Annotated in this window: 10 protein-coding genes; 9 read left to right on the top strand and 1 reads right to left on the bottom strand. The window is 33.1% G+C overall.

The genetic code is table 11. From position 1 onward, the window contains the following. Positions 1 to 172: 172 nt before the first annotated feature. From QYS47_RS00985 to QYS47_RS00965, 5 genes are all read left to right on the top strand, one after another. A complete protein-coding gene (locus tag QYS47_RS00985) occupies positions 173 to 337 on the top strand; it encodes a hypothetical protein (protein WP_302128544.1) in 165 nt (54 codons plus the stop codon). A 214-nt stretch (positions 338 to 551) separates the two neighbouring features. Next, entirely contained in the window at positions 552 to 1,646 is a 1,095-nt protein-coding gene (locus tag QYS47_RS00980; RefSeq protein ID WP_322347389.1) for a DUF4856 domain-containing protein, read from the top strand. A gap of 8 nt (positions 1,647 to 1,654) precedes the next feature. After that, positions 1,655 to 2,770 (top strand): imelysin family protein, encoded by a 1,116-nt coding sequence (locus tag QYS47_RS00975; protein WP_322347388.1) that lies wholly within the window; start codon positions 1,655 to 1,657, stop codon positions 2,768 to 2,770. Then, a complete protein-coding gene (locus QYS47_RS00970) occupies positions 2,757 to 4,094 on the top strand; it encodes an HTTM domain-containing protein (protein WP_322347387.1) in 1,338 nt (445 codons plus the stop codon). The genes QYS47_RS00975 and QYS47_RS00970 overlap by 14 nt, the downstream gene beginning before the upstream one ends. Further along, positions 4,091 to 6,520: a TonB-dependent receptor gene (locus tag QYS47_RS00965; protein WP_322347386.1), complete on the top strand. Its 2,430-nt coding sequence runs from the start codon at positions 4,091 to 4,093 to the stop codon at positions 6,518 to 6,520. The genes QYS47_RS00970 and QYS47_RS00965 overlap by 4 nt, the downstream gene beginning before the upstream one ends. Positions 6,521 to 6,527: 7 nt before the next feature. Here the strand turns inward: QYS47_RS00965 and QYS47_RS00960 are convergent, their stop codons facing one another. Beyond that, complete coding sequence (locus QYS47_RS00960; protein ID WP_322347385.1) at positions 6,528 to 7,067, bottom strand: RNA methyltransferase; 540 nt, start codon at positions 7,065 to 7,067, stop codon at positions 6,528 to 6,530. A 47-nt stretch (positions 7,068 to 7,114) separates the two neighbouring features. Here QYS47_RS00960 and mutS point away from each other — a divergent pair, with 47 nt between their 5' ends. From mutS to QYS47_RS00940, 4 genes are all read left to right on the top strand, one after another. Next, complete coding sequence (mutS, locus tag QYS47_RS00955) at positions 7,115 to 9,718, top strand: DNA mismatch repair protein MutS (protein WP_322347384.1); 2,604 nt, start codon at positions 7,115 to 7,117, stop codon at positions 9,716 to 9,718. A gap of 230 nt (positions 9,719 to 9,948) precedes the next feature. Next, positions 9,949 to 10,971, top strand: coding sequence for a PAS domain S-box protein (locus tag QYS47_RS00950; RefSeq protein WP_322347383.1), 1,023 nt, complete (start codon positions 9,949 to 9,951; stop codon positions 10,969 to 10,971). Positions 10,972 to 10,995: 24 nt separating this feature from the next. Next, positions 10,996 to 12,780: a toxin-antitoxin system YwqK family antitoxin gene (locus QYS47_RS00945; RefSeq protein ID WP_322347382.1), complete on the top strand. Its 1,785-nt coding sequence runs from the start codon at positions 10,996 to 10,998 to the stop codon at positions 12,778 to 12,780. Next, the gene (locus QYS47_RS00940) at positions 12,777 to 13,577 is read left to right on the top strand and encodes a transporter (RefSeq protein ID WP_322347381.1); all 801 of its coding nucleotides are present in this window, start codon (positions 12,777 to 12,779) and stop codon (positions 13,575 to 13,577) included. Before QYS47_RS00945 ends, QYS47_RS00940 begins: the two co-directional genes overlap by 4 nt. The last annotated feature ends 3 nt before the right edge of the window (positions 13,578 to 13,580 follow it).

The raw sequence follows: 13,580 nt of genomic DNA, 5'->3' as shown, positions 1-13,580 counted from the left end.
GTTTTCGATTAATGCCGTAAAATTACAACTAATCATAGGAATTGCTATGATTAAATAAGAAAATAGACAGACTAAATAATTCGAATAATGATAAAACAACTATAAAAAATCATAATATATTCGCTTTATCCTTGATTTTAGTCTAAATTTGCATCAAATCAATAAATCTGAAATGAAAAATCTTTACGAAAGATTGATGGTTAGCCTATTCGTATTATTCATTTGTGTATTGTCAATCGGCTATTGTCACCAGAAAAAAAACGGAAATATTGAAAGCGGACTTTCATTAAAAAGCATGAAAGATTTATCTACTTTTTATGCTGCCACTCCTCAATAATTAAACTTCTAAGATTAAATTATCTTCCATCCTTCCATTTTTCAAATCTCCCTTTCTACGTAAAAAAGCTTTCGAGAGCCATTGAACCTATGTTTTAAAATTTATTTAAATCTGATCTAAATAAATTTAGGTTTTTATTTGTAACCAATCTAAATAAAATTAATTTTGCGTCATCATTAGAATCAATCTAAATACAAATATTAATTTTGCACAAATGAAAAACTTGAGATTACTAGGATTAACATTATTAGCTTCAATATTTTTAATAAGCTGCGATGATAACACAGAAGGAGAAAATGATTTGTCATATGAGGTACCTTCTACCTATGATTTTGAAAATGTAAGCTATACGGGCCAAACTCAAAGACTTGATATGTTAGATGAGCTTACTGTTTATATGAAAACCGCAAACAATGGAGCGGTATTAGATGCTCAGAAAATGCTCGATATGTATGCCAATGAAAATGGTGCTTTTGAGGAGGCGTCTTTAAATGAAGCGGATTCAAAAGAATTAGAAAATAAAACAGTAGAAGGCGAAGTATCAAGATTTAAAACTTTTATTAGAGATTTTGCAGCAGCAACAGTGGAAGCTAATGGTGGAGTTGGTAGTAATGGAACACCTGGAGTAGTTGTTTCAAATGATGGGTCTGCGCAATATTTCTTCGATGAAAATGGTTTTGAACACATTCAATTAATTGAAAAAGGGTTAATGGGAGCTTGTTTTTATTTTCAAGCTAATTCTATTTACCTAAGCCCAGGTAAAATGGATGTTGATAATGAGGAAATTATTGAGGGCGAAGGAACAGCAATGGAACATCACTGGGATGAGGCTTTTGGTTACTTAGGTGTTCCAACTGATTTCCCTACCAATAATGATGGAACTAGATTTTGGGGTAAATATTCCAATGGAAGAGATGAGTTATTGAATACGAATGAAGCTTTAATGAATGCTTTCATTACAGGTAGAGCAGCCATTTCAAATAAAGATTTAGATACCAGAGATGAGCAAATTGAAATCATTAGAAATGAATGGGAAAGAGTTTCAGCAGCTACCGCTGTTCATTATTTAAATGGTGGAATTGCATCCTTTGCTGATGATGCTATTAGAAATCACGTAATTTCTGAAGCATGGGCCTTTATTTATTCTTTAAAATTTAATCCAAATAAAAAATTAACGAATACAGAAATTGAAGCTTTATTAGCGCTTTTAGGAACTAATTTCTATGAGATAACTACTGATAATATCAATGCAGTTAAAGCAACTTTAGTTTCTACATACGGATTCGAAGAAGTTCAAGATCAGCTATAAAACGTAATATGAGACACATTAAATATTTATTCTTCATATTTTTGTTAACCTTATTCACCGCCTGTGATGATAACACAGGTAGTGAAAAGGTTGATTTTGATAGAGAAGCATTTTTAGTCAATATGGCTGATAATGTAATCAAGCCGTCAATTTTAAATTTTGCATCAGAAGTTGAAGGAATTTCTGTGGCTAGCAGTTCATTTGCTACTAACCCATCTTTAGAAAGCCTTAACGAATTAAGATCAGAATTTAAAGAAGCTTGGTTAGCGTATCAACACTTAGCTTTTGTACATGTAGGCCCTGTTTCAAGTGTTAACTTAAGGGATAGAGTTAATATTTTTCCCACCAACACGGAATTGATTGAACAGAATATCAATAATCAAGACTATATAATTGGTTCTGCATCAAATGTAGCAGCTAAAGGATTTCCTGCTATTGATTATTTATTATTTGGAACTGGAGCTAGTCAGGAAGAAGTTTTATCTTATTTTGGAGATCCAGATTTAGGAGAAAGCAGACTGAAATACTTATCGGATGTTATAGCGGATATTCAAACTGCTTCGAATATTGTATCAGAAGGCTGGGATCCTTACCGAGAGACATTTATTAGTAACATTGGAACGGATGTAGGAAGTGGAACTAGTTTGCTAGTAAATGAATATAATTTTCAGTTCGATATTCGACTTAAGAATGCTAAAATTGGTTTTCCCTCTGGTGGTAATCCTAGAACTGGCGGTATAGTAAGTCCCCAAAGCGTTGAAGCTTATTTTTCTGGCTGGTCAGGTGATTTAGCTAAAGAGTCAGTAAAGTCTTCAATTGAAGTGTTCAAAGGACAAGCTTTTAATTCTACAACTGATGGCTTAGGAATGGATGATTACCTAGATGCCCTTAATGCAATTGATAGAAATGAAAATCCTTTAAGTACTTCGATTATTAATGAGTCGCAAGCTGCATTAGATTTAATGGAGTCCATAAATGCTCCTTACAGCGAACTAGCAGCTAATGAAGGAAGTAATTTGGTTGAGGTTTATAATCAATTGCAAATAGTGATTCCACTTATAAAAGTTGATATGACCTCAGCATTATCAGTTTCCATTACTTTCCAGGATAATGACGGTGACTAACTGGTCATTAAAATATCGTCCTAATCAATTGAAACATATTGCGCCACTAGCTACATTCCGTGTAGCTTTTGGTGTTATGATGCTAGCTTCTATTATTAGATTTTGGGCTAATGGTTGGATAGCTAAACAATATATAGAGCCAGACTTTTATTTCCCTTATTATGGCTTTGAATGGATAAAGTCTTTAGGTGATCCGGGAATGTACATCTTGTTTGCATTAATGGGTATCTCTGCTATCGGAATTGCATTTGGAGCTTTTTACCGATTTAGTGCATCCTTATTTTTCCTGTCTTTCACCTATGTAGAGCTAATTGATAAAACGAATTATCTTAATCATTACTATTTTGTAAGCATAGTTGCCTTTTTACTCATTTTGGTACCAGCAAATCAAGCCTATTCTTTTGATGCCTGGAGAAAAAAACAGCAGAGTTTCTATGTTCCATCCTGGACTATTGATGTCATCATTATACAATTATGCATTGTTTATTTTTTTGCTGGGCTAGCAAAATTGCAATCAGATTGGTTGATTGAAGCCTTACCCTTAAAAATCTGGCTACCTTCTAGAGTAGATACTCCATTAATTGGTTGGTTGTTTGATTACAAATTCACAGCATATGTTTTTAGCTGGTTTGGTGCCTTTTACGATTTAACTATACCGTTTTTCTTACTTTGGAAGCGCACTAGAGTAATAGCTTATTTAACGGTTATTGCTTTCCACTTTATGACTGCAGCCTTATTCCAAATCGGAATGTTTCCATATATAATGGTATTAAGTACCTTGATTTTCTTTTCTGAAGACTTTCACAAAAGATTATGGAATAGGTTTTTTCAAAACATTCAGGTTCCAGAAATACAATCTAGTAAAAGTTACAAACTTGGTATATTGAAATATTTCTTAATTATTTTTTTCGGAATACAGCTTCTTTTACCATTTCGCTACACACTTTACCCAGGTAATCTTTTTTGGACAGAGCAAGGCTATAGATTTTCGTGGAGAGTTATGCTAATGGAGAAGGTAGGATACTCAGAATTTACAGTAGAAATTCCAGACCTGAACAAATCATTTAAAGTGATGCCTCAGCAATATTTAACAGCTGTGCAGGAAAAAATGATGAACACCCAGCCAGACATGATCTTACAATTTTCTCACTTTTTAAGAGATATATATCAAGAAGAATTTAATGCTTCTGCAAAAGTTTTTGTGGAAAGCTATGCCGCAGTGAATGGTAAAGGTAGTCGCCCCTTTATCGATCCAAATATAAATTTAGCGAGCATAAAAAGAGGTTATCAACATAAAAATTGGGTACTACCATACAATCAATGAAAAAGTATTGTATACATATCATTTTGTTAATCGGTATTTTTCAAAATGCTGCAATAGCGCAAGGTTTAAAGGGTAAAGTAAGTGATTCAGAAAGTAATGATGCCATTGAACAAGCTGAAATTTTTGTGCTCGATAGTAACCTTAAAGCAGTTACGGATAAAAAGGGAAATTATAAATTAGAATTACCTTCTGGAGAATATAAAGTTGCGGCCTTCTATTTGGGAAGACAAAGCGAAATCAAAGAAATTAAGATTGAATCAGGCTGGAAGACCATCAATTTCTCATTAAAACCTCTTCTTGAAACTTTAGATGAAGTGAAAGCTTATGGTAAAAAATCTGAAGTGTTTAATGTTACTCGATTAAATCCAGTTGAAGGGACCTTAATATATGAGGCGAAGAAAAATGAGGTCATCAACATTGATCAATTAAATGGAAATTTAGCAACCAATAATGCTCGTCAAGTATTTGCCAAGGTTCCAGGTTTAAATATATGGGAAAGTGATGGTGGAGGCTTACAATTAGGAATTGGAGGAAGAGGACTTAATCCTAATAGAACATCTAATTTCAATACCAGACAAAATGGATATGATATTTCTGCAGACCCATTAGGCTATCCGGAAAGTTATTATACTCCACCCGTTGAATCTTTATCTAAGATAGAAGTGGTTAGAGGGGCTGCATCATTACAATACGGTTCTCAATTCGGAGGAATGATCAATTTCCTTTTCAAAAGAGCACCTGAGGGAGACCCTTTTCAATTTCATACCCGAAATACTGTAGGCTCATTCGGTCTTTTAAGTTCTTACAATAGTGTTACGGGTAATACTGGGGATATGGATTACTTTGTTTTCTATCAAAGAAAACAAGGAGATGGTTTTAGAGATAATGAATCCTTTGAATCCAATACGCTATTTGCCGATCTAAATATGAATTTGACCGATAAGCTGTATTTGTGTTTTGAATTCACTCACATGGATTATTTAGCGCAGCAAGCAGGAGGTTTAACCGACCGTATGTTTGAGCAAGATCCAACTCAATCGGTAAGAGAAAGGAACTGGTTTGCTATTCAATGGAATATTCCAGCTATGATAGTGGACTATAAGTTTAATGAAAAGACTAAAATTAACTGGAAAACTTTTGGATTGGTAGGTTCTAGAAAGGCTTTGGGTAATCTAGAACGTGTTACTCAAGTTGATTTTCCAGAAGAAGAAAGAAATCTTTTGTGGGATGATTATGAAAACTTTGGTTCTGAATTGAGGTTTTTGCATCGTTATGACCTATTTGGCCAAATTCAAGCAGCAGCAATCGGTGCCAGATACTTTAAAGGAAATACGCAACAAAGACAAGGCTTAGGCCCTGCTGGTTTCGAGGCCGATTTCAGATTCAATAATCCTTCAGAATTAGAAGACCTAGCATTTAGATATCCATCAGAAAACATTGCTGTTTTTGCTGAAAACATAATAAATGTAAATGATAAATTATCCATTACACCAGGTGTAAGATGGGAATATATAAGTACAAATAGTACTGGTTATTATAGGAATTCAGTTGAAGATTTAGCTGGAAATATAATATTTGATACTACAATTTACGAGTCTAAAAACCTTGATCGCTCTTTCATATTGGGTGGGATAGGAATAAGCTACAAAACGGAATCTGATTTAGAAGTATATTCGAATATTTCAATGAATTATAGAGGAATTAACTTCAATGATTTAAGAGTTAATAATACCAATATTTTGGTTGATCCGAACCTAAAAGATGAAAGCGGATATAATGCTGATTTAGGATTTAGAGGAAATTATAGCGATTTCTTAAATTTTGATTGGAGCTTATTTTATTTGGCTTATAACGATAGATTAGGTGCATTACTTCGATACGATGATGCTATAGATGGCTTTCCTAGAATTTATAGATTTAGAACTAATGTGGGTAATGCAGCTATAGCAGGTGTTGAATCTTATACAGAAATGAATTGGAGCAAATTTTTAAATCCGAAGCCTATTCATGAATTTTCCACCTTCTTAAATGCAGCCTTTATCAGAGGTAGGTATGCTGAAGATAATCAGGAAAGTGCTATAGCTGGAAACAAAGTAGAATTAGTTCCGGAGGTTAATATTAAAACAGGATTAAATTATGAATGGAAAAGTTTCTCCTCAACACTTCAATTCACTTATTTAAGTGAGCAATATACTGAAGCAACTAATGCAGAAAGAACGGCTACAGGAGTAGATGGTATTATCCCTTCTTTCCATGTTCTGGATTTAAGCGCTAAGTATAAATATAAGTTTGCTCAGCTGGAGGCAGGAATTAATAATTTAACTAATAATTTCTACTTTACGAGAAGAGCAACAGGTTATCCAGGTCCTGGCATCATACCTTCAGCAGGAAGAAATTTTTATGTAACGCTTGATCTTAAATTTTAATAATAGACTATTTCTGCACCAATCCTGCAGTTAGTACAGTATGCCATAAAACCACACCAATACTAACGGAAATATTCAAAGAGTGCTTGGTACCAAATTGAGGAATTTCTAGACAATGGTCACTTTTGTCCACTACTTCCTGTTCTACCCCGAATACTTCATTTCCAAAAACAAAAGCATACTTTTCATCTTTTTGAGGATTGAATTCTTCCAAGCTTAAACTTTCTTCAGCCTGCTCAACGCTCATTACTTTATAGCCCTCTTTTTTAAGTTTTTCAACCGCATCTAAAGTATTTTCTAGGTGTTCCCATTCTACTGAATCGGTTGCTCCCAATGCTGTTTTATTAATTTCTCTATGAGGAGGCTTAGCAGTTATGCCACACAAATAAATTTTTTCGATTAAAAATGCATCAGAAGTTCTAAAGGCTGAACCTACATTATTCATGCTTCTAACATTATCTAGCACTAAAACAATGGGGTTTTTAGGAGTTTCTTTAAATTCCTCTACTTCTAATCGATTTAATTCCTCATTGGCTAATTTCCTCATATTTTATCATCTTTGAACTGCAAAAGTAAGAACATTTCCCTAAAAGCATGGCGAAGACTAAAGAAGCGAAGGAAACTCCTTTAATGAAGCAGTATAATCAGATAAAAGCAAAGTATCCTGGTGCACTTTTGCTTTTTCGTGTTGGTGATTTTTATGAAACATTTGGGGAGGATGCTGTTAAAGCTAGTAAGGTTTTAAATATCATTTTGACTAAAAGGGCGAATGGGTCTGCATCTCATATTGAATTGGCTGGTTTTCCTCACCATGCTATGGATAACTACTTGCCTAAATTGGTTAGAGCAGGCCATAGAGTTGCTATTTGTGACCAATTAGAAGATCCAAAATCAGTAAAAGGAATTGTGAAAAGAGGAGTGACTGAACTCGTAACTCCTGGGGTCAGTTTTGACGATAATGTCCTTGAAACGGGAAGAAATAATTATTTAGCCTCTATTCACTTTTCTCAAAATTCTTTAGGCGTAGCTTTCTTAGATATTTCCACAGGAGAATTTATGACGGCTTCAGGAAATGCAGCCTATATCGATAAACTACTGCAAGGATTTCAGCCTTCAGAAATTATCTATTCTAAAGGCGCAAGGAATCATTTTGAAGAAAAATTTTCCAATGATTATAATGTTCATCTTTTGGAAGATTGGATTTATGCATTTGACTTTGCCTATGAAAAATTAACCAAACAATTTAAGACAAACTCCCTCAAAGGTTTTGGGATTGAATCACTAGAAGAAGGGATTATTGCTGCTGGGGCGATTCTTCATTATCTAGAAGAAACAGAACATAAAAAGATAGAACATATCGCTTCCATTTCCAGAATTGAGGAGGAGAAGTATGTCTGGATGGATAAATTTACGATCCGAAATCTAGAGCTTGTTTATCCTCAACAAGAAGGAGGAATTCCATTAATTCAGGTGTTAGATAGAACCTTAACGCCAATGGGTTCTCGCCAAATTAAGAAATGGATGGTGTTGCCCGTTAAAGACAAAGCGGTAATAGAGGAAAGGCTGAAAGTGGTAGAAGCCTTTTATGAAGGTGCTGATCTACGAGAGAAAATATCTTCTTCATTAAAAACCATGGGAGATGTTGAGAGGCTTATATCTAAAGTCGCAGTAGGAAGGGTAAACCCAAGAGAACTCAACCAGCTGAAGAAAGCTTTAGGATTAATGGTGCCTCTAAAACAAGAACTTCAGAATTCAAATGTTGAAGTCTTAAAAAAGTTAGCAGATCAAATAAACACTTGCGAATACCTTTATGAGTTAATTGATAAGCAGTTGATGGAGGATGCTCCTTTATTGACTAATCAAGGTAATTTAATTAAGGAAGGAGTTGACGAAGAATTAGATGAATTAAAGAAAATAGCATTTTCAGGTAAAGACTATCTATTACAGCTTCAAAAACGAGAAATGGAGCAAACAGGCATCTCTTCTTTAAAAGTTGCCTATAATAAAGTCTTTGGCTATTATTTAGAAGTAACAAATGCCCATAAAGATAAAGTACCTCAAGAATGGATTCGAAAGCAAACTTTAGTAAATGCTGAACGCTACATCACTGAAGAGCTTAAGCAATATGAAGAGAAGATTTTAGGTGCTGAAGATAAAATGGTAGTCATTGAGCAGAAGATATTCCAATCCTTACTGCAAAATGCAATGGATTTTGTAACCCCTATTCAACAGAATGCAAGAGTTATAGCTCAAGTAGATTGTCTATTAAGTTTTGCAGAAATATCACTAGCCAATGAATACGTAAAGCCTAGTATTTTAGAAGATTCATCTTTAGATATAAAATCGGGGAGGCACCCTGTTATTGAACAGCAATTGCCACATGGAGAAGAATATATCCCCAATGATGTATTTCTAGATAATGAAAGTCAACAGATTATGATTATTACTGGGCCTAATATGGCGGGTAAATCAGCTTTGCTCAGACAAACGGCACTAATTGTGTTAATGGCGCAAATGGGCTGTTACGTTCCTGCTAAATCAGCTGAAATTGGCATGGTAGATAAAGTTTTTACCAGAGTGGGCGCTTCTGATAATCTTTCGAAAGGGGAGTCAACCTTTATGGTAGAAATGACTGAAACGGCTAGCATTTTAAATAATTTATCGGATAGAAGTTTGATCTTAATGGATGAAATTGGTCGAGGTACTAGTACTTATGATGGCGTTTCCATTGCCTGGAGTATAGTTGAATTCCTGCATAACCATCCGAAATTTAAAGCGAAGACTTTATTTGCTACTCATTATCATGAGCTCAATCAGTTAGCCCATGATTTTCCAAGAATTAAAAACTTTAATGTATCAGTTAAAGAAATTGATGGTGAAATTATCTTTTTAAGAAAGTTGAAAAAGGGAGGCAGTGAGCATAGTTTTGGTATCCATGTAGCTCATATTGCCGGAATGCCAAATCCTGTTGTCCTCCGAGCAAATGAAATTATGCATCATTTGGAAAAAGATAAAATTCGTGAAAGAACAAATAAAAAAATGAATGAAGTTCCTAAGAATAATTATCAGCTAAATATGTTTGAAGCAGACCCAGCTATGTCAGAAATTAAAGATTTGATTGAAAATATTGACATTAATACCTTGTCCCCAGTAGAAGCATTATTAAAGTTAAATGAACTAAAAAGTAAGCTGAAATAGATCTGTTGAATAAAAAAATTAAAAAGTTAAACAAAACTTATCCACAACTTATCCACAAGCGCTTAATATTTTTCAAATAGTTAAATGCCTTTATATTTTATTTAAACCCTTATTTCGTGTGTAAACATATATTAGTTTACAAATGTACATTTCTATTAAGGTATAATTACTGATTACGTTTAGTCTATATATACAAAACCATACAGGACTAATGTTGTTTAAGGATTTGTATGGAAAAAGTAATAAACATTCAACAGGCACAAAAGGTAAAGCAAGACCCAATAGATTTTCTTTCAAATAATGTCGTGCTTTTATCTTTTAATGAGGATTTTGATGTCCTTTCTGCCAATGATACTTTCCTTAAGGCTACTGGTATTAGAAGAGATGAACTAGCAGGTTTAAATTTCTTTCAACACTTATGTGAAGAATTACCTGAATACATTAAAGATGAGTTAACCTATTTGGTAAGGCAGCAAAAGTCTTGGAATGGAAATTTTGCTTTTCCTAATAAGGTAGGAGAAAGTATTTCTTGGTATCATACCAATATAATTCCAACTCGAGATTTAAATGGTCAATATATTGGCTTCAATTTGATTGCAACGGTTGGTAAATCTCAGCAAAGTTTAATTACAGAAAAAGAGACCACGGATAGTTGGATGAAAGCAATTTTTAATGATGCTGATGAATCCAATATTCTAGTTGGTTTGGATGGAAATGTTATTGAATTCAATGCTACTGCTTATGAGTTTATGTCATGGTATACTCATAAAGAATTAAGATTAAATGAGTATTTACCATTTTATTTTAGCGGTAGTTTTACTAAGACCTTTGAAGTTTTATTTGATAAAGCTAAAAAGGGTCAAAAACAAAAGTTTTGTCGTTCATTTAAAAATTTAAGTGGCTACGAAAAAATAGTTGACATGGAATTAAAGCCTGTTTCTGATTCCACAGGAACAATCATGGGCGTAATCTTAAATACTTCCGATATAACAGAAGAAGTAAATCTTGAAAAGAGAATTAGAATATCTGAGAAGAAGCTTGACGACATAGCCTTCATTAATGCTCATGAAGTAAGGGCCCCCTTAGCTTCAATTTTAGGCTTACTTAATTTACTTGATTTTGAATCAGTAAACGAGAGTAGTAAAAGAATTTTAAATCACCTTAAAAAGTCAGCTTCTAACCTTGAAAAAATTATTCATAAGGTTTCGGAAAGCACCTATATGTCAAATTCTGACGAGAATAAATCAGCTTAAATTTAAATTATAGATAATTATATTATGAAACTATATGTAGTAATACTGCTTATAATATTTTGCACGTTTGGTGTTCAGTCACAGAATCTCGATAGGTTTAGAATTGATTGTGCAGATGAAGTTGATTTGCCTTTATATGATGGTGAATTATCAAACGAAGAATTAAAAGACCAACCCTTCTCTTTAGGATTTAGATATATTGAGAATGATGAAATAAAATATCATGATGAACTAATTATTTACAATTGTAATACAGGAAAAGTAAAATTAACAGCAGAGTTTGATAAAAATAGGTTAGTAAATGATTTTGTGGTTTATGATGCGACTGGTGAACTAAAGAAAGAACTTAAGCTGCTAAAGAACTTTGAATCACCATATGTAGATTTGAATTTTGAATTTAGATTACAAAAGGTGGCAGCTTATCCTTCCGGAACTGCAAAAATTTATGATAATGGTAAGCTTATCAGAACTATTGACTTCAGCTCTAATGATCAGTTACCTTATGTAATTAATTATAGCTTTGATGGGAATAAAACTTCAGAAGGAAAAGCAGAAATAAAAGGATTGTTAGATAGTGATTGGAAAATTCAAAGAATAGGGGTTTGGAAGAATTATAAGGATGGAAAACTATTAACTGAAAATACTTTCAATAAAAGAGGACAGCTTAATTCTGAAAAGCTGTTTGATAATGGTAATTTAGTAAGTGAGATTACCGTTTTGAATCCTACTACTAAAAGCATAAAAAAATATTATGCCAATGGTAATCTTAAAGAAAGTGGAAAAGAAAAGGAAGGTTCAAAAATTGAATTATGGAATACTTACCGCAAGGATGGTTCAATTATTAAAAAAATAAATTATGCTAATGGTTTAGCGGATAACGTCCAAATATTTGATGAAAATGAAAATCTAATTCAGCTAAAAGAATTAATTACTGATCAAGAAGATATTCCAAAAAGTATTCAGGATAAAACAAAGGTTTATGAAACCGAAAAATATTTTACTAATGGTAAGCTAAAATCATATGGTCTAACCCAATCCAGTAAGCTGCTGGGAATTCATGAATACTACAATGAAAAGGGTGATTTAATCGAGATCAGCGAATATGATGTAAATGGTAATAAAATAAATAGCATTGATGCTAAAACGTATTCAGCGATAAGTAAAAAGAAAAAGCAAATATTTAGTGAGATATTAGTTTTAAATACAACTCACCCTCAAAACCTAAATCAACTAAAATCCATAAAAACCCTATCGGATTCACTGTATCTAGATTATGACAGTGTGATTGGTGAATATAATTATAAAGATGATTTCGATAAAAAACTCACTTATTTTATTGAACAAACGAAAGAATTTGATGATTTATCAAATGACTTAGAATGGTATGATACCCTTTATTCTTCAATTTCTCAATATAATGATAGAAACTGGAAATACTCATTTGAGTTAGTTGAAAAGGAATTACGGTTACAAAAAGAGTTTGCTGTTTATAAAATGAATAGAAAATTTGAATGGATTAAAGATAACTTCACTTCTACTAAAAAGACCCTTTTCGGCAGTAAAATTATTGTAAAAAATAATCAAGATGAGGTATACGAATCGATAAGTGAAGAACTGTTTCCAACATTAAATGAACAAATACTAAATGCAACTGATAAATATAAAGTAATTTCTACCTCACAGGAATTTGAAAGTCTGGTTGAAAAAGCAGCTTATATAATAGATAATCCAGATGAAAAATTCCGTCAGTCGCTAAAAAATTCAAAGACGATCAACGACAAAAAACGTTTGTTTTTCTCAGCAAAATGAAAAAAATTTTAGTCTTTTTTCTTTTTAGTAGCTACTCAGTCCTGCTTTTTGGGCAATATAGTGAAACCATTGCAACTGCTCGTCCAGGTGCCGCTAATGGTGCAGGTACTGTAGGAAAGGGAGTTTTACAATTTCAAACAGGAATTCAATATGATGAAGTAAGAGATGTTAGAGATAGCATGAATTACAGGGTGGAAAACACCTCAGAAAATTTAGTAATAAGGTTTGGATTGAGAGAAAGGTTTGAAGTGAGTACCGTAATTAATCATATTAATTCTACGGAATTTTTAGAAGATGGCTCTGAATCACTGTCTAGAAGCGGCATTAATACCAGTTTGATTAGAGCTAGAACAACAATTAACGACCATCTTGCCTTGCAAGTAGGAGTGAGTACTAGAATAAGAAGTGAAGATTATAAAATTGATTTTTTAGCCCCACGCTTTCGAGTAATGTATAGTACTCCCTTCGGGGAATATGCAGGTTTAACTACCAATATTGGAACTTATTGGAATGGAGTAGATGGAAGGCCAAGAGGCTTTTATGTCTTTAGTTTTTCTTTTGCCCTTACAGATAATATGTCGCTTGTTGCTGAGAGTTATGGAAACTTTATAAAGTCACAGATTAATAATTATTTCGATATTGGTTTGGGCTACAACTTAAATAAAGATTTACTAATTGATTTAAATGGGGGTTGGGGCGCAAATTATCCATACAAAAGCTATTTTTTAACTGCAGGGATTTCTTATCGAATTATAACACGCTTTAGACCTGAAGAAATGATGCCTAGTGAAGAATAAATA

Origin of the sequence: Marivirga arenosa (genome assembly GCF_030503875.2) — a bacterium.
GTDB classification, from domain to species: Bacteria; Bacteroidota; Bacteroidia; order Cytophagales; family Cyclobacteriaceae; genus Marivirga; species Marivirga arenosa.
This window is presented reverse-complemented; position numbering and strand designations above follow the sequence as displayed.

Excerpts from the sequence above, each read along its gene's own strand:
- QYS47_RS00985 (WP_302128544.1), top strand. The coding sequence starts at position 173 with ATGAAAAATCTTTACGAAAGATTGATGGTTAGCCTATTCGTATTATTC.
- QYS47_RS00980 (WP_322347389.1), top strand. The coding sequence starts at position 552 with ATGAAAAACTTGAGATTACTAGGATTAACATTATTAGCTTCAATATTT.
- QYS47_RS00975 (WP_322347388.1), top strand. The coding sequence starts at position 1,655 with ATGAGACACATTAAATATTTATTCTTCATATTTTTGTTAACCTTATTC.
- QYS47_RS00970 (WP_322347387.1), top strand. The coding sequence starts at position 2,757 with ATGACGGTGACTAACTGGTCATTAAAATATCGTCCTAATCAATTGAAA.
- QYS47_RS00965 (WP_322347386.1), top strand. The coding sequence starts at position 4,091 with ATGAAAAAGTATTGTATACATATCATTTTGTTAATCGGTATTTTTCAA.
- QYS47_RS00960 (WP_322347385.1), bottom strand. The coding sequence starts at position 7,067 with ATGAGGAAATTAGCCAATGAGGAATTAAATCGATTAGAAGTAGAGGAA.
- mutS (WP_322347384.1), top strand. The coding sequence starts at position 7,115 with ATGGCGAAGACTAAAGAAGCGAAGGAAACTCCTTTAATGAAGCAGTAT.
- QYS47_RS00950 (WP_322347383.1), top strand. The coding sequence starts at position 9,949 with ATGGAAAAAGTAATAAACATTCAACAGGCACAAAAGGTAAAGCAAGAC.
- QYS47_RS00945 (WP_322347382.1), top strand. The coding sequence starts at position 10,996 with ATGAAACTATATGTAGTAATACTGCTTATAATATTTTGCACGTTTGGT.
- QYS47_RS00940 (WP_322347381.1), top strand. The coding sequence starts at position 12,777 with ATGAAAAAAATTTTAGTCTTTTTTCTTTTTAGTAGCTACTCAGTCCTG.